This window comes from Mesorhizobium sp. B2-7-2, from assembly GCF_006440775.1.
Classification (GTDB): domain Bacteria; phylum Pseudomonadota; class Alphaproteobacteria; order Rhizobiales; family Rhizobiaceae; genus Mesorhizobium.
Genome location: NZ_VFTZ01000011.1, coordinates 103174 through 123456 on the forward strand (window position 1 = coordinate 103174; position 20283 = coordinate 123456).

At 63.8% G+C, this 20283-nt stretch carries 23 protein-coding genes; 17 read left to right on the forward strand and 6 right to left on the reverse strand.

The genetic code is table 11. The features are described from left to right. Positions 1-334: 334 nt before the first annotated feature. Both mgtE and FJ425_RS17020 read left to right on the forward strand, forming a co-directional pair. Entirely contained in the window at positions 335-1753 is a 1419-nt protein-coding gene (gene mgtE / locus FJ425_RS17015) for a magnesium transporter (RefSeq protein ID WP_140541996.1), read from the forward strand. A gap of 143 nt (positions 1754-1896) precedes the next feature. Next, positions 1897-2283 carry a MerR family DNA-binding transcriptional regulator gene (locus FJ425_RS17020; protein ID WP_027168973.1) on the forward strand — a complete coding sequence of 129 codons (387 nt, stop codon included), beginning with the start codon at positions 1897-1899 and terminating at the stop codon, positions 2281-2283. 321 nt (positions 2284-2604) lie between these two features. On the opposite strand, the gene FJ425_RS17025 is transcribed toward FJ425_RS17020, so the two are convergent. Continuing rightward, positions 2605-3084, reverse strand: coding sequence for an isoprenylcysteine carboxylmethyltransferase family protein (locus tag FJ425_RS17025; RefSeq protein WP_140724993.1), 480 nt, complete (start codon positions 3082-3084; stop codon positions 2605-2607). Beyond that, on the reverse strand, positions 3081-4082 hold the full coding sequence (locus tag FJ425_RS17030; protein ID WP_140724996.1) for a DUF1624 domain-containing protein: 1002 nt from the start codon (positions 4080-4082) through the stop codon (positions 3081-3083). Before FJ425_RS17030 ends, FJ425_RS17025 begins: the two co-directional genes overlap by 4 nt. Before the next feature lie 227 nt (positions 4083-4309). Between FJ425_RS17030 and FJ425_RS17035 the strand changes: the two genes are divergently transcribed. Further along, positions 4310-5509, forward strand: coding sequence for an MFS transporter (locus FJ425_RS17035; RefSeq protein ID WP_140724999.1), 1200 nt, complete (start codon positions 4310-4312; stop codon positions 5507-5509). Here the strand turns inward: FJ425_RS17035 and FJ425_RS17040 are convergent. Beyond that, a complete protein-coding gene (locus tag FJ425_RS17040) occupies positions 5478-6668 on the reverse strand; it encodes an aromatic ring-hydroxylating dioxygenase subunit alpha (RefSeq protein WP_140725002.1) in 1191 nt (396 codons plus the stop codon). The two genes, FJ425_RS17035 and FJ425_RS17040, sit on opposite strands and share 32 nt — an antisense overlap. A gap of 103 nt (positions 6669-6771) precedes the next feature. Between FJ425_RS17040 and FJ425_RS17045 the strand changes: the two genes are divergently transcribed. From FJ425_RS17045 to cobO, 3 genes are all read left to right on the forward strand, one after another. Then, positions 6772-7458, forward strand: a complete 687-nt coding sequence (locus tag FJ425_RS17045) for a gamma-glutamylcyclotransferase (RefSeq protein ID WP_140725005.1) — start codon at positions 6772-6774, stop codon at positions 7456-7458. Positions 7459-7587: 129 nt separating this feature from the next. Then, the gene (cobU, locus tag FJ425_RS17050) at positions 7588-8133 is read left to right on the forward strand and encodes a bifunctional adenosylcobinamide kinase/adenosylcobinamide-phosphate guanylyltransferase (RefSeq protein ID WP_140725007.1); all 546 of its coding nucleotides are present in this window, start codon (positions 7588-7590) and stop codon (positions 8131-8133) included. Between the two features lies 1 nt (position 8134). After that, the gene (gene cobO, locus FJ425_RS17055; RefSeq protein WP_140725010.1) at positions 8135-8764 is read left to right on the forward strand and encodes a cob(I)yrinic acid a,c-diamide adenosyltransferase; all 630 of its coding nucleotides are present in this window, start codon (positions 8135-8137) and stop codon (positions 8762-8764) included. Here the strand turns inward: cobO and cbiB are convergent. Next, positions 8761-9750, reverse strand: a complete 990-nt coding sequence (gene cbiB / locus FJ425_RS17060) for an adenosylcobinamide-phosphate synthase CbiB (protein WP_140689797.1) — start codon at positions 9748-9750, stop codon at positions 8761-8763. The two genes, cobO and cbiB, sit on opposite strands and share 4 nt — an antisense overlap. On the opposite strand from cbiB, the gene cobD reads away from it, so the two are divergent. After that, positions 9749-10804 (forward strand): threonine-phosphate decarboxylase CobD, encoded by a 1056-nt coding sequence (gene cobD / locus FJ425_RS17065; RefSeq protein WP_140725013.1) that lies wholly within the window; start codon positions 9749-9751, stop codon positions 10802-10804. The two genes, cbiB and cobD, sit on opposite strands and share 2 nt — an antisense overlap. Next, positions 10801-11310, forward strand: coding sequence for a tyrosine phosphatase family protein (locus FJ425_RS17070; RefSeq protein WP_140627022.1), 510 nt, complete (start codon positions 10801-10803; stop codon positions 11308-11310). Before cobD ends, FJ425_RS17070 begins: the two co-directional genes overlap by 4 nt. An 18-nt stretch (positions 11311-11328) precedes the next feature. Here the strand turns inward: FJ425_RS17070 and FJ425_RS17075 are convergent, their stop codons facing one another. Both FJ425_RS17075 and FJ425_RS17080 read right to left on the reverse strand, forming a co-directional pair. Next, the gene (locus FJ425_RS17075; protein WP_140725016.1) at positions 11329-12126 is read right to left on the reverse strand and encodes a creatininase family protein; all 798 of its coding nucleotides are present in this window, start codon (positions 12124-12126) and stop codon (positions 11329-11331) included. Between the two features lie 61 nt (positions 12127-12187). After that, positions 12188-12571, reverse strand: a complete 384-nt coding sequence (locus FJ425_RS17080) for a RidA family protein (protein ID WP_140725019.1) — start codon at positions 12569-12571, stop codon at positions 12188-12190. A 253-nt stretch (positions 12572-12824) separates the two neighbouring features. On the opposite strand from FJ425_RS17080, the gene FJ425_RS17085 reads away from it, so the two are divergent. The 9 genes from FJ425_RS17085 (at position 12825) to FJ425_RS32325 (ending at position 20242) form a co-directional block, all read left to right on the forward strand. Further along, entirely contained in the window at positions 12825-13829 is a 1005-nt protein-coding gene (locus FJ425_RS17085; protein WP_140725022.1) for an ABC transporter substrate-binding protein, read from the forward strand. 15 nt (positions 13830-13844) lie between these two features. Beyond that, entirely contained in the window at positions 13845-14666 is an 822-nt protein-coding gene (locus FJ425_RS17090; protein ID WP_140725025.1) for an ABC transporter ATP-binding protein, read from the forward strand. Further along, positions 14653-15504, forward strand: a complete 852-nt coding sequence (locus FJ425_RS17095; protein ID WP_140725028.1) for an ABC transporter permease — start codon at positions 14653-14655, stop codon at positions 15502-15504. Before FJ425_RS17090 ends, FJ425_RS17095 begins: the two co-directional genes overlap by 14 nt. 273 nt (positions 15505-15777) lie before the next feature. Further along, positions 15778-17076: a cytosine deaminase gene (locus FJ425_RS17100; RefSeq protein WP_140725031.1), complete on the forward strand. Its 1299-nt coding sequence runs from the start codon at positions 15778-15780 to the stop codon at positions 17074-17076. Positions 17077-17078: 2 nt separating this feature from the next. Continuing rightward, positions 17079-18482: an FAD-binding oxidoreductase gene (locus FJ425_RS17105; protein WP_140725106.1), complete on the forward strand. Its 1404-nt coding sequence runs from the start codon at positions 17079-17081 to the stop codon at positions 18480-18482. After that, complete coding sequence (locus FJ425_RS17110) at positions 18482-19063, forward strand: NAD(P)H-dependent oxidoreductase (protein WP_181175953.1); 582 nt, start codon at positions 18482-18484, stop codon at positions 19061-19063. Before FJ425_RS17105 ends, FJ425_RS17110 begins: the two co-directional genes overlap by 1 nt. After that, entirely contained in the window at positions 19063-19650 is a 588-nt protein-coding gene (locus FJ425_RS17115) for an NAD(P)H-dependent oxidoreductase (RefSeq protein WP_140725038.1), read from the forward strand. The genes FJ425_RS17110 and FJ425_RS17115 overlap by 1 nt, the downstream gene beginning before the upstream one ends. A 71-nt stretch (positions 19651-19721) precedes the next feature. Further along, positions 19722-19955 carry a hypothetical protein gene (locus FJ425_RS17120; RefSeq protein WP_140725041.1) on the forward strand — a complete coding sequence of 78 codons (234 nt, stop codon included), beginning with the start codon at positions 19722-19724 and terminating at the stop codon, positions 19953-19955. Between the two features lie 164 nt (positions 19956-20119). Beyond that, positions 20120-20242, forward strand: coding sequence for a hypothetical protein (locus FJ425_RS32325; RefSeq protein WP_281405761.1), 123 nt, complete (start codon positions 20120-20122; stop codon positions 20240-20242). Positions 20243-20283 lie beyond the last annotated feature (41 nt).

Below are 20283 nucleotides of genomic sequence, written 5' to 3' on the forward strand. Positions count from 1 at the left end.
TTTGGCGATGCGCTGATCTCTGGATCATGCATCATGACAATTCTGCCTCAATAGGGAAGGGGTGCTCTTTCCCCAGCGACATGCGCTGTCGCGCCCGCTGAAGCGTTATCACACCTGCGACGCGGTAGTCGCACGCTGCTTCCGAGAAGTGCGGGGCGAAGGCGGCCGTCACATTTCCTTGGCTATTCCGCGCGCTAGAGCGACATCTTTCCAAGACGAATCCTATTGCCGCGCTATCTGCCGAACAGGGTTTGGATTTCCCGAAAAGCGGTTTCCCCTTTTCGGGATCATGCACTAGACCTCGTTTGGGGATTCCTCGTTGCGGGAGGCGCTGGTGGAAGGCCAGGACAGACAGACGACCGGCGCCGCGCCCGCCGAGGAGCGCCACGCCGACATCTATGGCGAGGACGGCGCAGTGCGCGCCTCCTTCCTTGCCCAGATCGGCGCGGCGATCGCCGACCGCGACACGATCACCCTCAAGCGCGAGGTCGACGACCTGCACCAGTCGGAGCTCGGCGACGTGCTGGAAGCGCTTCATCCCGAACAGCGCCGGGCTTTGGTCGAACTGCTCGGCTCCGATTTCGACTTCTCCGCGCTGACCGAAGTCGACGAGGCGATCCGCCTCGACATCGTCGACAATCTGCCCAACGCACAGATCGCGCAGGCGGTGCAGGAGCTCGATTCCGACGACGCCGTCTACATCCTCGAGGACCTCGAGAAGGAAGACCAGGACGAGATCCTGTCGCAACTGCCTTTCACCGAGCGCATCAGGCTCAGGCGCGCGCTCGACTATCCGGAAGAGACCGCCGGCCGGCGCATGCAGACGGAGTTTGTCGCCGTGCCGCCGTTCTGGACCATCGGTCAGACCATCGACTACATGCGCGAGGACAGAAACCTGCCCGAGCGCTTCAGCCAGATCTTCGTCATCGACCCTAGCTTCAAGCTGCTCGGCGCCATCGATCTCGACCAGATCCTGCGCAACAAGCGCGCGGTCAAGGTCGAGGACGTCATGCATGAGACCCTGCATGCGATCTCGGCCACGATGGACCAGGAAGAGGCGGCGCGCGAGTTCGAGCAGTACAATTTGCTCTCCGCCGCCGTGGTCGACGAGAACGGGCGGCTGGTCGGCGTGCTGACCATCGACGACGTGGTCGACGTCATCCAGGAAGAGGCGGAAGAGGACCTTTTGCGCATGGGCGGCGTCGGCGACGAAGAACTGTCCGACACGGTGCTCGCCACCTCGCGCTCGCGCGTGCCCTGGCTGCTGGTCAACCTTGTGACCGCCTTCCTTGCTGCCTCGGTCATCGGCCTGTTCGACCGCACGATCGAGCATATCGTGGCGCTGGCGGTGCTGATGCCGATCGTCGCCGGCATGGGCGGCAACGCCGGCTCGCAGACCATGACCGTCACCGTGCGCGCACTGGCGACCAGGGACCTCGATATCTACAACGCCGCCCGCATCATCCGTCGCGAGGTCGGTGTGGGCTTCATCAACGGCATCGTCTTCGCTACGCTGATAGGCATCGTGGCCGCAGTCTGGTTCCGCGATCCCAATCTGGGCGGCATCATCGCGGCGGCGATGATCATCAACATGTTCGCGGCTGCCTTGGCCGGGATTCTCATCCCGCTGCTCCTTGACCGTTTCAAGATCGATCCGGCCGTGGCCTCCGCCGTCTTCGTCACCACCGTCACCGACGTCGTCGGCTTCTTTGCTTTCCTTGGGTTGGCTACCTGGTGGTTCAGCATTCGCTAAAGCAACAAGGCGCCGTTAATTGACTTTTACGTAAATGCCGTGCGAGGTTGCCGCGGGGTCACGTGCCGATTCCGGCGCTGGATGGGTATCACCGGAGGGAAGGGCGACGCTTCAAGCGGCGATGCCCTGGCTTGGGAGCGGGAATGCGGGAATATTACACGATCACCGAGCTGACGCGCGAATTCGACGTGTCGACGCGGACATTGCGTTTTTACGAGGACGAGGGGCTGGTGCAGCCGGTAAGGCGCGGCCGCACGCGGCTGTTTCGGCCGTCGGACCGGCATCTCATCCGCCAGATCATGCGGGGAAAAAGGCTCGGCTTCTCGATCAACGAGATCCGCGAGATCATCCAGATGTACAAGGAGCCGCCCGGCGAGGTCGGCCAACTCAAGCTGATGATCAAGCGCATCGAGGAAAAACGCGAGGACCTGCGCCAGAAGCGGCGCGACCTGGAAGAGACGCTGGCTGAATTGGACCAGGCGGAAGAGTCCTGCGTGGAGCGGCTGGCCGAGCTGGGTGTGAATACGTAGCCCGCTGACAGGCGAAGACCAACTACCGCAAACGTTCGAGATTAGCCGGTCCCTCTCAGCTTCGTCATCCACGGGCGAAGCGGACGCGGAGACCCGAGGATCCATTCCGTGACCTCGATCGAAGGGCGCGGCGGAGCAGAAGTCTGCACCGTTGCAACGCCTTGATGTCACGGAATGGATTCTATGGTCTGCGCGCGTCGCTTCGCTCCTTGCTTCGCCATAGAATGATGACGGGAGAGGCGCTGCGGCTAGCTAAAGGCGAAACACGCTAGCCCACCCGCTAAGGACGCCTGGCCCGCGACCGATCCAAGCGAAGCAACTTCAAATCCAGCGCCGCACCCGCTTGGCATAATCGCGGTATTTCTTGCCGAACTTCGTCGCCAGGATCTTTTCTTCCTTCTCGATCGCTAGCTTCTGCGTCGCGAAGGCGGCGAGGAAGGCAAAGAGCAGGAACCAGGCGATGCCGGTGATGAAGGCGACGCCGATCAGCAGCAGCGTGTTGGCGAGATACATCGGGTTGCGGGTGATGCCGAAGGGGCCCGACGTCACCAGATGATCAGGTTCGGCGTTGGGGTCGAATGTCGTTTTGGCCCGCATCATGACGCGGATGGCCGTGATCCAGAGCATGGCGACGCCGAACAGCGCCACCCAGCCGACGCCGAACAGGAGATCGCCGAAGATGTCGCCGATCCAGGGCAGCGGGTAGAGTATGCCGAGGACGACGCTCGCCGCAATCGCCACGACATAGATCACCGGCGGCCAGGGAATGATCCCGTGTCTGGGCTTTACGATGCCCGTCATTGCTGCCCTCCCTCCATCTGGTCCTGCGTCGCGGCGGTGCAGGTCTCCGCCATGTCGGCCAGATGCGATTTCCAGACGCTGGACTGATCGTTGGCGTAGAGCTTGTCGAGAGACCCTTCGCCCTTCAGCGTGTCCAGCATGCAGCCACAATAGCCCGTACAGAACTTGCTGTCCCGCTGTTGTTCGCACTGCGCCTGGCAAGCCGGCAGGAAGCCGGCTTGCCTATCCTGAGGGGCGGCGGGCAAGACCTGCGAGAACAGCCACACCGAGCCGAACAGAAGCGGCTGGTGAATGAGGTAGAAGGCGAGGCTGTGCCGGCCGATGAAGGTCAGCGGCTTAGACCAGCGGCCGGGCAGCCATGTTCCCAGCCGGGCGAGAAAGCCAGTGGCGGAAGCAAGCTTCACCGTGGCGATCCCCAGCAGAACAGGGCCGAACCAGGGGAAAAGCGGCACGTAATCGTTGGAACGCGGGTTGGTGGCGGAAAGGCCCACCCACCACAGCGCCGGATGGTCGAAGAACTCCGACCGCAGATAGTAAGGGGCGGCAATGACCGCTGCGGCGATGATCGCCGTCACCAACCAGGACAGCCTGAGAAAGGCGAGGCCGAGCAGGCTCGCCAGCGCGATCTCATGCAGAATGCCGAAGAAGATGAACCCGTCCGGGGTGACGATGTAGGTGACTGCCGAGATGGCGGCCGCTGCGATGGCCACCATGGCGAAGCGCTTCCAGAAGCCTGGCCAGCGGATATGACGGCCGTGGGCAAGGAAAAGGCTGACGCCGACGAGCAACAGGAAGGTCGAGGCAATGCAGCGCGCGTAGAATTTCCACCAGCCGAAGGCGGTGAGGGCGGGCGCGGTGTAGCCGAAGTTTTCAAGGTCCCAGGTGAAGTGGTAGCTCGCCATCGCGATCAGCGCGATGCCGCGCAGGATGTCGATGGCCTGGATGCGGCCGTGCTTTGGCGCGTCCTGAACAGGGCCGCTCGTCGTTTGAAGGCTCATCATCTCGATCCGATTCAGTCGTGCCAAACGACTATCACGGTTCAAGTGGACGACAGAAGCAGGCGGCCATCAATGCGGTTCATGGCAGCCATGAAATTTCGCTTTAGGCCAGAGCTGGAAAGCCTTTGGCAGGCTTCGCTTTTTCGGCCTCTCGGAGTCGGTTTCCTGCTACTGGCCGGCAGCTGGCCCGGCCAGATTTGACGGACGATTCACGTCTCGGAGGGCCGATGTCCACCCATGTGCGCCATCCGATCTGGCTTCCGGCCCTGCGGCCGGCGGACGCGCGCACCTTCGCCTCGCTCTATGCGGTTGAATCCTTCGCCCGCGCCACGATCTCCAGCGTGATCCCGATCCAGGCCTACGAGATCCTGCACAATGAGCGGATCGTCTCGATCCTCTACACGATCGTGTCCCTCATGGGCCTTTCGGTCACGCTGTTCATGCCGATGCTCATCCGTCGCTTCGCGCGGCGCTGGGTCTACACGGCCGGCTGCGTGCTGCTGGCGCTCGGCTCCGCCTTCTTCGTCACCCACTCGCTGCCCGGCCAGATTGCCGGCATGCTGTGCCGCGTCATGGGGGCGAGCGCGCTGTCGATCACGCTCAACCTCTACATCATGGATCACATCCGCAAGACCGACTTCATGCAGGCAGAATCGCTGCGCATGGCGTGGTCGATGTTCGCCTGGACCGGCGGGCCGACGCTCGGCATCTTCCTCTACACCCATTTCGGCATCTATGCCGCGCATGGCGCGGTCGTCGTGTTTGCGTTCGCCCTGCTTTGCCTGTTCTGGTTCTACCGGCTGAGCGACAACCAGTCGATCCGGCCCGGCAAGTCGCGGCCCGCCAATCCACTTGCCAATATCGGCCGCTTCGTGAAGCAGCCAAGGCTCAGGCTTGCCTGGCTGATCGCCTTCGGCCGCTCCTGCTTCTGGACGACGTTCTTCGTCTACGGCCCGCTGTTCATGGTGATCACCGGCCAGGGCGAGCTCGCCGGCGGCTTGCTGGTTTCGGCCGGCAATGCGCTTCTGTTCGTGGCGATCTTCTGGGGCAGGGCCGGCAAGCGCTTCGGCGGGCGCAAGGTCATGACTTTCGCCTATTTCGCCATGTCGGCCATGTTGTTTGCCGCGGGCGGAATCGGCGAGGCGGCGCCGTTGCTCACCGGCGCGCTGCTGCTTTGCGGCGCCTTGTTCACCATCGCCCTCGACGCGCTCGGCTCGACCGCCTTCATGCGCTCGGTGCGCGCTTACGAGAAGGCGCAGATGGCAGCGGTCTACCGCACCTATCTCGATTTCTCCGAGCTGACGCCGCCGCTCGTCTATTCGGTGGTGCTGGCCTTCTTCGGCCTCGGATCGGTGTTCGTCACGCTCGGCATCCTGGCCGCCTTCTGCGGCTTCGTCACCTGGCGCTACCTGCCGAAGGCGTTTTGAACGCTGTGTGACGACCGCGCACCCAATCGTGGAAGCGGTGCAGATCGTATTCCTCCGGCATCAGCACGCCGGCTTTGTGGCGCAGCGAGCGAAGCCCCTTCTGGTTGACCTCGCAGATCGCGGCGTCTTCTTCGAGCACCTGGGTGCCGAAGGCGACGATGTTTTCGACATCGGTCTCAGCCAACGCTTCCGGAGCGAACAGCCATTCGGCGGTCAGCTCGGTCTGCTCCGGGCCGAGCGGGGCGAGCCGCACGGTGCGCATATAGTCGACATGGCCGACGATGAACATCGAGGGCAGCGAGGTGGTGTAGGTCTGGCCGGCAGCGCGCTCGGCCGGCGTCAAGCCGGAAAAGACAGGGCCATGGACATGGCCGTCCCTGGACCAGGTTTCGGCGCCGGGGCGCAGCCGGCCGGAGAATTCCGGGGCGTCATTGTCGGCGTGGCGCGCCCATTCGGGATCGTCATGCCTGGCCATCAGGCCGCGGCCATAGATCGGCACCAGTCGCGACAAATCCTTATGCACGCCGGGGCAGTGCAGGCATTCGTTGAAGTTCTCCCAGAAAATCTTCCAATTGCAGTTCATCACTTTGGTGAGCCGGTGGCCGGTGACTAGGCTTTCCAGAGGCCAGCTGGAAAGATCTCCGGAGGCGCGATCGAAGGAGCTTTCCGCCGAGCCGTCGGGATGCTCGGCGAGGTTGACGAAGACGAAACCGCGCCACACCGATAGCGCCACGCGGTAGAGCGGATAGTCGGCCTTGTCGAAGCTCTCGGGCAGCGATTTCGACGGCACGCGCACGAGATCGCCGCGCAGCGAATAGGACCAGGCGTGATAGGGGCAGGTCAGCAGCCTGGCTTTCAGCCGCCCGGCGCTCTCCTGGCAAAGCTGCGAGCCGCGATGCCTGCAGGTGTTGTGGAAGGCGCGCAAGGCGCCGGTCTCGTCGCGCAGCACGACGACCTCCTGGCTGCCGATGCGCACCGTGCGGAAGGCGAGGGGCTCGGCGATATCGGCCTCGCGGCAGACCATCAACCAGTTTCGATACCAGATGGCGTCCAGATCGCGCCGGTAGGCGTCGGCGTCCCAATAGGCGGCCGACGGCAAGGTCGGCTGGAGGCTGGTCAGGCCGTTGTATGGGTCGCGTTCGTTCGGATCGGGCTGCATCGGCTTCTCCGTGGCTGCCGACAGCCGACACCCGGGCCAAGGAGTTGTCAATCGCGCGGCGCCCGCATTGTTTCGGTCGCGCAGGAACCTTAAGGTCGCGCGCATGCTGCCAAGAACCATGTCGCTAACCGAGGAACTGGTCGCCCGCTGCTTCCGCGCGGTCGAGGATGCAGGACCGGATCCCGATGCGGCACATCTGGATGACAGCGACTATGCGGCGATGACGCGTGAGCTGGAGGTTCAACTCCTGGCCAACGAACCGCTCTGGCTGTTTGGCTACGGCTCTCTGATCTGGAAGCCCGAGATCGAGCATGTCGAGGAGCGCGTGGCCCTGCTGCGAGGTTGGCACAGATCCTTCTGCATGAAGATGACGCGCTGGCGCGGCACCAAGGAAAGCCCGGGCCTGATGATGGCGCTGGACCGTGGCGGACAGTGCAAGGGCGTCGCCTTTCGGCTCGGCGACGGTGACAGGCGCGAGCAACTCGACAAGATCCTGCGGCGAGAGGTGACACTGAAGCCGACCAGCTACCATCCGCGCCTGCTCAATATGACGAGCGATGGCGGCCCGCTGCGGGCGCTGGCCTTCGTCATCAACCGCCAGGGCACCACGTATGCCGGTCCATTAAGCGAGGAAGCGGTTGTCGAGCGGCTGGCGACCTCCTGCGGCCATTGGGGCTCGGGCGCCGACTATCTCTACAACACGGTGAAGAATCTCGAGCAGCGCGGCATCCACGATACACATTTGTGGCGGTTGCAGCAGCTGGTCGCGGCGCGGATTGCCGGCTCGTAGCATCGCAAGTCGTGCCGCAATCGCGCCGGGCGGTGGCGGAATTGGGTTTGCCGGTGGTCGCGCTTCTGCCTAAGGTTCGCGCACCGTCGGCCTCTGGGCCGCGACACGATTCCAACCTGGAAGGCAAGAATGACCGGCACGACAGCCGCGAGCGGCAATAGAGCTTCCGATGGGAAGCTGACCTTCATCCTGGGGGGTGCCCGTTCGGGCAAGAGCTCTTATGCCGAGAGCCTGACGATCGTTAACCCATCGCCCTGGACCTATATCGCCACGGCGCAGGCCTATGACGACGAGATGCGCGAGCGCATCGCGCTGCATCGGTCGCGGCGCGGCGAAGGCTGGGTCACCGTCGATGCGCCGCTCGATCTGGCGGGCACAATCGAGGCTTTGCCGACCTACCAACCTGTGCTGATCGATTGCCTGACATTGTGGCTCACCAACCACATGCTGGCCGAACATGATGTCGAGGCCGAATGCCGGCGGCTCAAGGATGCGCTGTCGCGGCCGCGCGGGCCATGGTTCGTGGTCTCAAACGAAGTCGGCCTGGGCATCGTGCCCGACAATGCGCTGGCGCGCCGGTTCCGCGACGCCGCCGGCCGGCTCAACCAACAGGTGGCGACCGCTGCCGACAGCGTTCTCATGATGGTGGCGGGATTGCCACTCAAGGTGAAGTGACATGGCCGAAATCGAAGACAAGACCGTTGATGACAAGGACGCCGAGCGCCACCGCGCCAAGATGGCCAAGCGCAAGGCGGTGCAGGATGCCGAAGTGGCCGGCAAGACGGTCGAAAAGGGGCTGCTGATCGTCAACACCGGGCCGGGCAAGGGCAAGACCACGGCTGCCTTCGGCCTGGCGCTGAGAATGCTGGGCTATGGCAAGCGCGTCGGCGTCGTGCAGTTCATCAAAGGCAAATGGCATACCGGCGAGAAGGATGCTTTCGCGGCCTTCGGCGACCGTGTCGTCTGGCATGCGATGGGCGAGGGTTTTACCTGGGAGACGCAGGACCTGAAGCGCGACATCGCCGCCGCCGAAGCCGCCTGGGCCAAGGCGTTGGAGCTGATCGTCGATCCGTCGATGAGCCTCGTGGTGCTCGACGAACTCAACATCGCGCTGCGCTACGATTATCTCGATCTGGAAAAGGTGGTCGCGGCGCTGAAGGCGCGCCGGGGCGATCTGCATGTCATCGTCACCGGCCGCAACGCCAAGCCGCTCCTCGTCGAGGCGGCCGATCTCGTCACCGAGATGGGGCTGACCAAGCACCATTTCGCCGCCGGCGTGAAGGCGCAGCAGGGAATTGAGTTTTAGCCGCCGATCAAGATGGTCAGGTAGATCACGATCGCCGAGACGACCGCGAACAGGCCAAGCAGCAGCCAGTCGGCTACGCGATAGAGCTTGAGCGCCTGGCGGATGTCGGTGCTTTCGGCCTCGCGGCGGCCGCCTTCACCCATGAAGGCGTCCTCGACGACTTCGCCGCCATAGCTGCGTGGTCCGGCGAGCGAAAGCCCCAGCGCGCCGGCCATAGCGGCTTCCGGCCAGCCGGCATTGGGCGAGCGGTGCTTCCTCGCGTCGCGTCGCATGACATGCCAGGCGGAGTGCGGATCGGCGCCGGGCACAAGAAAGGCCGCCAGCACGATGAGCAGCCCGGTGAGTCGCGATGCGGGCAGGTTGACCAGATCGTCGAAACGGGCGGCCGCACGGCCGAAGGCTTCGTATTTCGGCGTGCGGTGGCCGATCATCGAATCGGCGGTGTTGGCGGCCTTATAGGCAGCACCTCCGCCAAGGCCGCCGATGCCGGTCCAGAACGCGGGCGCGACAATGCCGTCCGAAAAATTCTCGGCTAGGCTTTCGATCGCGGCACGCGCGACACCGGCCTTGTCGAGCTTTTCCGGATCGCGGCCGACAATGCGCGATACGGCGATGCGGCCGAGCGTCAGGCCGCCGGTCTCCAGCGCGTCGGCGACCTCCTCGACATGCTCTGCGAGGCTTTTCTGCGACAGCAGCGAGGAACCGAGGATGGCGGCGATGACGAGGCCCGTAGGGAACATCATCCAGAGCAGGACATGCAGCGCCAGGCCGATCAGGCCGGGCACCAGCAGAATGACGAGCAAGGCCTGGACGCCGCGTCGGCGACGCAATTCGTCGGAATCCGTAGCGTGGTTGAGCCGGCGATCGAGAAAGGATATCAGCCTGCCGATCCAGGTGACCGGATGGCCGATGGCGCCGAACAGCCAGTCCGGGTAGCCAAGGGCCCGTTCGACGGCGAGTGACAGGAAAGCGATCAGGACGGACATGAAACTTCTAAGCGGAGCGATTGCAGCGGTTGATCATGGCGGCAGCCTTGGCCGGGCAAACGCACTTTTTCCTCATGCGCCAAAACCTTTCGTGGACCTCTCGACAGGTATCAATCCGCACTCCTATCCGCTTTTCGATCTGCCCGCCACAGCGCTGTCCCGATTGCCGGAGGCAGGACAACTGCGCGAATTGGCCGAAATTGCGGCCAGGGCCTATGGCGCGCCGTCGGCGGCGCATGTGGCGGCGGCGCCCGGCACGCAGATTCTCCTGCCGCGCATCGCTTCGCTGCTGCGGCCCGGCAAGGCGCTGGTGCTTGGCCCAACCTATGCCGAACATGCCCGGGCCGCCGCTATCGCCGCCCATGCCGTGGCGGAAGTCAGCGATTTCGGCGCGCTGGCCGAGGCGGACCTTGCGGTGCTGGTCAATCCCAACAATCCGGATGGGCGGCTGATCGAAAAGGCCCGTCTGCTCGACCTTGCGGCGCGGCTTCGCGCCAAGGGCGGGCTGCTGGTCGTCGACGAGGCCTTCATGGATGTCGGCCCGATCGAGCAAAGCCTCGCCGGCGATGTCGGGCAGGGCGGCATCATCGTGCTGCGCTCCTTCGGCAAGTTCTTCGGCCTTGCGGGTGTGAGACTCGGCTTCGCATTGGCGGATCCGCTGACGGCCAAGCGGCTGGATGCGCAGCTCGGGCCCTGGGCGGTCGCCGGCCCGGCGCTCGAATATGGCATCCGCGCCTTGTCGGATGCGGCGTGGCAGGCCGATATGCGGCAACGCCTGGCGCAGGATGCCGGGCGGCTCGACACGCTGCTTGGCCGATTCGACGTTCCGGTCGCCGGCGGCACCAGCCTGTTCCGCTATCTGTCGTTTCCCGAGGCCGCAGGCCTTTTTTCGGCACTTGGCTCGAGCGGCGTGCTGGTCCGCCATTTTGCCGAGCGGCCTCACGTGCTGCGTGTCGGTTTGCCGGGCAATGAAGCGGAATGGCAACGCCTCGAAGGCACCCTTGCCACGTGGGCCGCGCGGCGCAAGGATGCGCCAAAGGAGTTCGGGCAATGATCCACGTTTGTTCGCTGTCGAAGGTCGACGAGGCCGTGGCAAGGACCGGTGCGCAGCGGTTGTTGTCGCTGCTCGCCGCAGGCACCGAAGTGGTCCGCCCGGCCTCGATCCTGGCGGAAAACCACCTGCATCTCGTCATGCACGACATCGCTGTCGCGCAGGAAGGCATGACGATGCCTGGCGAGGAGCATGTGCGGGCCTTGCTCGATTTCGCCTATCGTTGGGATCGGGCAAAGCCTTTGGTGGTGCATTGCTATGCCGGCGTCAGCCGCTCGACGGCATCGGCCTACATCATCGCGGCGGCGCTGGCGCCGAAGCGCGACGAGATGGAACTCGCCCGGACGCTGCGCTTCCTCTCGCCGACGGCCACGCCCAATCCGCGGCTGATCGCCGTCGCCGATATGCTGCTTGAGCGTGACGGCCGCATGATCGCGGCGATCGAAGCCATCGGACGCGGTGCCGACGCGTTTGAGGGGATCCCCTTCGAATTGGGGATCGAAGCTTAAGTCAAAGCAGACCCGCCGCTACGCCAGCCACTCGGCAAGCCTCGCCTTGCGCACATCCCGGACCAGGTTGATAAAACCGTCGGCCTGCATTTCCGCCGTCAGCCGGCCCTTCTCGGCCGTGGCGATGGAGGCGTCGCCGACCACGCCGTTCGGATTGAGGTCGCTGGCGATCCAGGCGAAGGCATGCGTGCCGGTGTGGCGCAGCAGGGCGAATTCCTTTTCGGCGCGCCCGACATTGGAGACGAAATTCTCCGCCTTGCTCATGTCGACGAGGTCGGGCCGGAAGTGCAGCATCAGTGATGTCTCGACATCGCCGCCATGGATGCCGTGACGGTCCTCGAGCTCGGTGTACATGCCGGCCGGACGGCCGAAACGCTGCCAGCTCGTCTTCACCGACAGCATTTTGGCGCGCACGCGCAATTCGCGCGAAATGATGCCCATGATCTCTTCATTGCCGCCATGCGAATTGACGACGATCAGCTTCCTCACCCCGGCCCGGGCGACCGACAGGCCAAGCTCGGTCCAGGCGTCGACCAAGGTGGTGGCGGGCAAGGTGAGCGTTCCCGGCGCATGCAGGTGCTCGTTCGATTTGCCGACCGCTTGCACCGGCAGGATGCGGATGTCGAGATCGTCGGGCAGACGCGCGATCACCGTCTCCAGCATGCCCGCCATGATCGAGGTGTCGGTCGAGACCGGAAGGTGCGGGCCGTGCTGCTCGATCGCCGCCACCGGCAGCACGGCGATGGTCGCTTCGGCGTCGATCGAGGCGTATTCGGTCGTCCGGTAATCGCCCCACCACACGCGTCTTGTCGTCACTTTTCGTCTCCCGATTGGTCTGCTGTCCGGCCTGAGGTCTAGAGACTATCCCCGGAAACAGCTAGCCCGCTGCCAGAACTTCGACCTCAACGTTGAACTCCGGGCGGGCGAAGCCGGAGACGATCATCAGCGTGGAGGCCGGCGCCGGATCGGAAAAGAGCCGGTTGCGGACATCCATATAGGCCTGCAGGTGCTCGCGGCCGATGACGAAGGCGTTGATGCGCACGATGTCGTTCAAGGTCAGCCCGGTTTCGCTGAGGATCGCGGCGATGTTCTTGAAGCAGAGCTCGGTCTGCGCGCCGGCGTCCTCAGGCACGGCATCGTCGGGGCCGATGCCCAATTGACCCGAGCACAGCACTAGGCGCTTTCCGGCCGGTATTTCGACGCCGTGGCTGTAGCGGGCGAAAGGCGGTTTGATCGACTTGGGGGCGAGGTATTTGAGCATGGCATTCTCCTGTCGGCCAACAGCCTAGTGGCGGATTCATGAAACATTCAAGATGCCGTGGACGCCGCCAGGAGCGATTATGGACAGGCGTCCAAAAAATAGGCACGATGCCTCGCGTACGGCATGACCCGTCCGGTCTCGGCAACGACTGCCGCACGAGCAGGCGGCCCTGGCGGTGGCATGTGTCTTGCTTCTTGAATCAATGGTGTCGAGCCCAGCGCGTTGCGCGCCGGAGCCAAGAGAGGGTGAGTTTATGATCGGACAAGGAAAGATGCTGGCGGGCGCCGTCGTCCTGCTGGCTACGGGCACGCTGGGTGCGGCCGCGAACGAGAAGGTGACGTTCGGCACCAATTGGCTGGCCGAGCCGGAACATGGCGGCTACTACCAGGCCGTCGCCGACGGCACCTATGCCGCCTGCGGCCTCGATGTCACCATCATGCAGGGCGGCCCGCAGGTCAGCGGCCGGCCGATGCTGCTTGCCGGCAAGATCGATTTCTATATGGGCGGCAATCTGCTGTCGGCCTTCGATGCCGTGCAGCAGGGCATTCCGATGCGTGTCGTCGCGTCCGACTTCCAGAAGGATCCGCAGGTCATCATGTCCCATCCGGGAGTGGGGCTGGACAAGTGGGAGGACCTCAAGAACGCCGACCAGTACATCATGGGCGACGAAGGCGCTCAGACCTTCTTCCAATGGATGGTCACCGATCTTGGCTTCGACGCCGCCAAGCGCGTGCCCTACACGTTCAATCCGGCACCCTTCATCGCCAACAAGAAGTCGATCCAGCAGGGCTATGTGACGTCCGAGCCGTTTGCCGTGCAGAAGCAGGGCGGCTTCACGCCGAACCAGTTCCTGCTCGCCGACTATGGCTGGGATACCTATGCGACCACCATCGAGGTGATGCAGGACACGATCGACAAGCGGCCGGAGGTGGTGCAATGCTTCGTCGATGGCTCGGCCAAGGGCTGGTACAAATACCTCTATGGCGACAACAAGGCCGCCAACGAGATGATCAAGAAGGACAATCCGGACATGACGGATGAGCAGATCGCCTTCTCGATCGAGCAGATGAAGAAATTCGGCGTTGTCGATTCGGGCGATTCGGAAAAGCTCGGCATCGGCGCGATGACCGAAGCCCGCATCCAGAGTTTTTACGACAAGATGGTCAAGGCCAAGGTCGCGCAGCCGGGCCTCGATATCAAGAAAGCCTATACGCTGGCCTTCATCAACAAGGGTGTCGGGCTGGAGCTGAAGAAGTAGGGCGGCCGGCCTGAGATGATCCAGGAGAAAGTGGCTGAGACGCCGGCGGCATCGGGGGAGGCCCCGATGCTGCTGGCATTGCGCAGTGTAGGCAAGGTCTTTTCCAACGGCGTGACGGCGCTGAGTAAGGTCGACCTGGCGATCCGCGAGGGCGATTTCCTGAGCCTGCTCGGCCCCTCCGGCTGCGGTAAGTCGACGGCGCTTCGGCTGATAGCCGGCCTGTCGACGCCGACCTCCGGCCAGCTCGACTGGCGCGGCGCGATCGACCGCTCGAACATTGGCTTCGTCTTTCAGGAGCCGACGCTGCTGCCTTGGGCAAGCGTGTTCGACAATGTCTGGCTGCCGCTGAGGCTGAAGAGCGTGTCGCGCGCCAAGGCGGAGCCGGCGGTGATGGAAATGCTGTCGCGCGTCCACCTCAGCGGCTTCGAGAACGCCGTGCCGCGCGAGCTTTCCGGCGGCATGAAGATGCGTGTCTCGATCGCGCGGGCCATGGTGACGAAGCCGCGCATCCTTCTGATGGACGAGCCTTTCGCGGCGCTCGACGAGATCACCCGCTTCAAGCTCAACAACGACCTTCTGGAACTTTGGCAGGACGAGCGCTTCACCGTCATCTTCGTCACCCACAGCGTCTTCGAGAGCGTGTTCCTGTCCAGCCGCGTCGTCGTCATGGCCGCGCGCCCGGGCCGCGTCCATGGCGAACTCCCCATCAACGCGCCCTATCCGCGCGACGAGGCGTTCCGCACCTCGCCGGGCTATGCTGCGCTTTGCCGGCAGGCCTCGGGCGTGCTGGTCGACGCCATCAACTCAACCGCCGGATCGCAAAATGACGGCCATTGACGACAATGTCCTGACGCTCGATCCGGAAGAGGCGCGCCGCGCCCGCCAGGAGCGGCTGGAGCGCATCGGCAAATGGGTGCTGCCGCTGGCGATCATGGTGCTGGCGATCGTGCTGTGGGACCGCATCTGCGTCTGGAACGAGATCCCGCAATATATCCTGCCGCGGCCGGGCGTGGTGCTGCAGACGCTGCACAACGATGCGGGGCTCTTGTTCTCGTCACTGCTGGTGACGCTCAGGATCACCTTTTTCAGCCTGTTGCTCGCCGTGATCGGCGGCGTCGGACTGGCGGTGCTGTTCGCCCAGTCGAAATGGGTGGAGATGTCGTTCTTCCCCTTCGCCATCGTGCTGCAGGTGACGCCGATCGTCGCCATCTTCCCATTGATCAACATCTATGTGGACAACCAGACCGTCAAACTGCTGCTCTGCGCCTGGATCGTCGCCTTCTTTCCGATCCTCTCCAACACCACGCTCGGCCTGAACTCGGTCGACCGCAATCTGCGGGACCTGTTCAAGCTCAACGGCGCGACGCGCTGGCAGCAATTGCGCTATCTGCGCCTGCCGGCGGCGATGCCTTATTTCCTCGGCGGGCTGAAGATCGCCGGCGGCCTGTCGCTGATCGGCGCGGTGGTGGCGGAATTCGTCGCCGGCGCGCAAGGGCAGTCGTCGGGGCTTGCGTCCCGCATCATCGAGGCCGGCTACCGGCTCAACGCGCCGCGCCTGTTCGCGGCGCTGATCCTGATCTCGCTCACCGGCATCCTGATCTTCCTGGTGCTGTCGCTGGTGTCGCATCTCATCTTGCGCCGCTGGCACGAGAGCGCGCTGAAACAGGAGCGCTAGGGTGATTGGCGTGGTTAAGAACGGTGACGGCCTGCTTGGGCCAGAGACACAGCGAACAGGCGTGCGGAGACATCGCGAACAGTTTTGTGCCGCCGCATTCTTCGACGACCGTAACGGAATGGATCCTCGGGTTTACGCGCCCACTTCGCTCCCGCTCCGCCCGTGGATGACGAAGGACAGGAAGGCAAAACTGTTCGCGATGTCTCCGCACAGCCGTTCGCCGGGTCTCCGACCCAACCGAACGGTGTTGCATAGGACAGCGGAGGGTAGGCCTTGATACCTGCCTCTGGATCCTACCGGCTTATCAACGCCCGCGTTCATCGCTCGCTGACGCCCGGCCTTGCGGCACCGTTCGACGCCGACGGTTTCGCGCTGACTGAGCTCGCCGTCGCCGACGGTAAGATCGCGAGCATTGTCGCCCATGCCAAGTCGAAGGCAGAAGCCGACGCGATCGACCTTGCCGGCCGCATCGTGCTGCCGTGCTTCGTCGATTGCCACACCCATATCGACAAGGGCCATATCTGGCCGCGAAAGCCCAATCCGGACGGCACCTTCATGGGCGCGCTCAATGCCACCGGCGCCGACCGTACCACGCGCTGGAGCGCCGAGGATGTAGCGCGCCGCATGGATTTCTCGCTGCGCTCAGCCTATGCGCACGGCACCAAGGCTATGCGCACGCATCTCGACAGCGTGCCGCCGCAGGAGGAGATCTCCTGGCCGGTGTTCGAGGCGATGCGGGAAAAATGGCGTGGGCGCATCGACCTGCAGGCAGCCTGCCTGCTCGGCATCGAAGGCGTGCGCGACAAGGCCTGGTTCGAACGGTTGGCGAAACGCGTCGCCGCGGCCAAGGGTGTGCTCGGCGTCGTCACCTATATGGTGCCCGACCTCGAGGAACTGCTCGACCAGGTGTTCGCCCAGGCGATCAAGCATGGGCTCGATCTCGATTTCCATGCCGACGAGACCGACGATGTCGCGGCCATGTCGCTGAAGAAGATCGCCGAGGCTTCGCTGTGGAATGGCTTCGAGGGCAACATCCTGGTCGGCCATTGCTGCTCGCTGGCACGCCAGCCGGACCTCGAGGTGCTCGATACGTTGGACAAGGTGGCGAAGGCGCGGCTTGCCGTGGTGTCGCTGCCGATGTGCAATCTCTATCTTCAGGACCGCCGCAGCAACGGTACCACCCCGCGCTGGCGCGGCGTGACGCTCCTGCACGAGATGAAGGCGCGCGGCATCAAGGTGGCGGTCGCTTCCGACAACACGCGCGACCCTTTCTACGCCTATGGCGATCTCGATATGCTTGAGGTCTACCGAATGGCGACGCGCATCCTGCATTTCGACCACCCCGTAGGCGACTGGCCCAGGGCGGTGGCGGCGACGCCGGCCGAAGTGATGCGGCTCGAAGGCGCCGGCACGCTTGCGGTCGGCAGCAGCGCCGACTTCGTCATCTTCAAGGGACGCAGCTGGACCGAATTGCTGTCGCGGCCCGAATCGGATCGCATCGTGGTGCGCGACGGCAGGGCGATCGAACGCCAATTGCCCGACTATGCCGAACTCGACGAATTGATGGTGTGATGATGGATATCGCAGCGCTGAAGCGCGATCTCGAGGGGATCAAGCTCGACGACCATCCGGCCATCGTCCAGCAGAAGAGCCGCGACTTCTACTGGTACAGCCCGGTGCTGAAGGCGCAGCTCGACCACATCAAGGGCGACCTGATCGTCACGCCGAAGAACGAGGACGAGGTCATCCGCGTGCTTGCCGCATGCCACAGGCACGGCGTTCCGGTGACGCCGCGCGGCAGCGGCACCGGCAATTATGGGCAGGCGATGCCGCTGTCGGGCGGCGTGGTGCTCAACCTTGCCGAGATGAACGAGATCAAGACGATCGCGCCGGGGCGCGTGGTGACCGGGCCGGGCGCGGTGCTGGCAGAGATCGACAGGGCGACGCGGGCGCATTCCGGGCAGGAGCTGAGGCTCTCGCCCTCGACCTATAACACTGCTTCGATCGGCGGCTTCATCGCTGGCGGCTCCGGCGGCGTCGGCTCGATCAATTTCGGCGGCCTGCGCGATTTCGGCAATGTGCTGCGGCTGCGCGTCGTCACCATGGAGGCCGAGCCCAAGGCGCTCGAGCTCACCGGCGAGGACCTGCACAAGGTGACCCATGCGTACGGCACCAACGGCGTCATCACCGAGGTCGAGATGCCGCTGACCGCCGCCTATGACTGGATCGACGTCATCGTCGGCTTCGACAATTTCATGGGCGCTGCCCGCTACGGCAACGCGCTTGCCTGCCAGGACGGCATCCTGACCAAGCTGATCACGCCGATCGCTGCACCCGTGCCGCAGCTCTATTTCAAGCGGCACCAGAAATTCCTGCGCGAGGGGCAAAGCATCTGCGTCGTCATGGTCGCGAAGCATGGGCTCGACGCCTTCCTGGCCTTCACCCGCCGCGCCGGAGGCGAGGTCATCTTCAATGCGGCGACCGCGACGGACGAGGACAAGAAGGGCCTGCCGCCAGCCTATGAGCTTGCCTGGAACCACACGACCCTGCGGGCACTGCGCGTCGACCCGTCGATCACCTATCTGCAGTCGCTCTATCCGTTCCCCAACCAACTGGCGCTGGTCGAGAAGATGGACGCGATGTTCCCGGGCGAGGTGTTCTCGCATCTGGAATTCGTGCGGCTCGACGGCAACATCACCTGCTTCGGCCTGCCGCTGGTCAAGTTCACCACCGAGGCGCGGCTCAACGAAATCATCCGCATCCATGAGGAGAATGGCTGCCCGATCTTCAACCCGCACCGCTACACGCTGGAAGAGGGCGGCATGAAGCAGACCGACGAGATCCAGCTTGCCTTCAAGCGCCAGACCGATCCGCAAGGCCTGCTCAATCCCGGCAAGATGATCGCCTGGGAAAACCCTGACTATGATTATCGCTCCGGCCGCACGTTCCTGTTCAAGGGATTGCAGAAGGCGGGTTGATGAAAATCCTCGTGCTTTACGCTCATCCGGTGGAGACCAGCTTCAACGCCGGCCTGCACAAGACGATCGCCGAACGGCTCGCCGCAGCCGGGCATGCGGTCGATGATTGCGATCTCTACGCCGAGGATTTCGATCCGCGGCTGACGCGCGCCGAGCGGCTCGGCTACCACGACCCGCGCGGGCCGGACGATGCGGTCGCCGGCTATGTCGAAAGGCTGCAAAATGCCGAAGCGCTGGTGCTGTCGTTTCCGGTCTGGAACTATGGCTATCCGGCGATCCTGAAAGGCTTTTTCGACCGCGTCTTTCTGCCCGGCGTGTCGTTCAAGCTGGTCGACGGCAAAGTGCGGCCGACGCTGCACAACATCCGCAAGCTCGCAGCCATCACCACCTATGGCGGCAGCCGCCTTCGCGCCATGCTGATGGGCGATCCGCCGCGCAAGGTCGTCAAGCGCATGCTGCGGGCGACCATCAAGCCCGGCGCTCCCGTCTCCTATCTCGCGCATTATTCCATGAACCTTTCGACCGACGAGACGCGCAACGCCTTCATGGCGAAGGTCGCGGCCACGATGGACGCCTTCTGATGCGCGTGCTGGTGGTCTATTGCCATCCGGTGCCGGAAAGCTATTGCGCGGCGATCCGCGACACCGCGCTCGAGGTGCTGAGGGGGCGAGGCTGGGAGGTGCGGCTGCTCGACCTCTATGCCGAGAGTTTCGACCCTGTGATGAGCTGCGAGGAGCGGCGCTTCTACAACGACCGGGCGCCGCAAGACCCGGCACTGGCGCCGCATTTCGAACATCTGCAATGGGCACAGGCGATCCTCTTCATCTATCCGACCTGGTGGTACGGGTTGCCGGCGATGCTGAAGGGTTGGTTCGACCGCGTGTGGGCGACCGACATCGCCTTCAAGCTGCCGGCCGGCAAGGGGCGGATCACGTCGCTGATGCGGCATGTAACCAAGGTCGGCGTCATCACCGCCTGCGGCGCGCCGACCTGGTGGAGCGTCGTCGTCGGCCAGCCGGGACGCAAGACGATTTTACGCGGCATGCGGGCGCTATGCGCCACGCGCTGCAAGACTTTTTTCCTGGCGCACTATTTGATGGATTCGTCGACACCGAAGAGCAGGGCGGGGTTTCTGGTCAAAGTCCGCAGGATGCTCGAGCGGTTTTAGGGGACTTCAGCTATCCTGCGGGATTGTGGCGAACGCCTTTTTTATGCGGAAATGAAGTGCATAATAGAGGCATGACCAAGCTTTTCGAGCATGCAGTCCAACGTGTTCGCACCTTGCCTCCTGAATTGCAGGACGAGTACGCACGTGTCCTCTTGCGCCTCGCGGGTGATGTGGGGGACGAACCTGTTCACCAACTGAGCCGAGAGGAAAAAGCCTCGCTCGCAATGCCCCGAGCGCAGGCTGCGCGTGGTGAATTTGCAACCGACGAAGAAGTCCGTGCTGTTTGGGCGAAGCACGGCCTGTGAAGCTTCGTTACACGCCGGCGGCGTTAGCAGAGTTAGAGAGGTTCTCGGCAATATCGCGTTGCAGTCACCCAAAGGGACGAAGCGGATCCAAGCCAGACTCCACGCAGTCATCAATCCATTGCTCGAACATCCCCTGGCCGGCATTTGCTACAGACGAAAGGCCGATGCGCCGGATCGTCGTGCGGCCTTATCCCTACCTGATCTACTATGAGCCATCCGCCGCCGAAATTGTGATTGTCGGTATTCGAAATGGTGCTCGCGATCCGTCAACCATGCCGGACAAGTAATAGCGACTCTTGCTCACGCCTGCGGGCAATCCTGCCCGAAG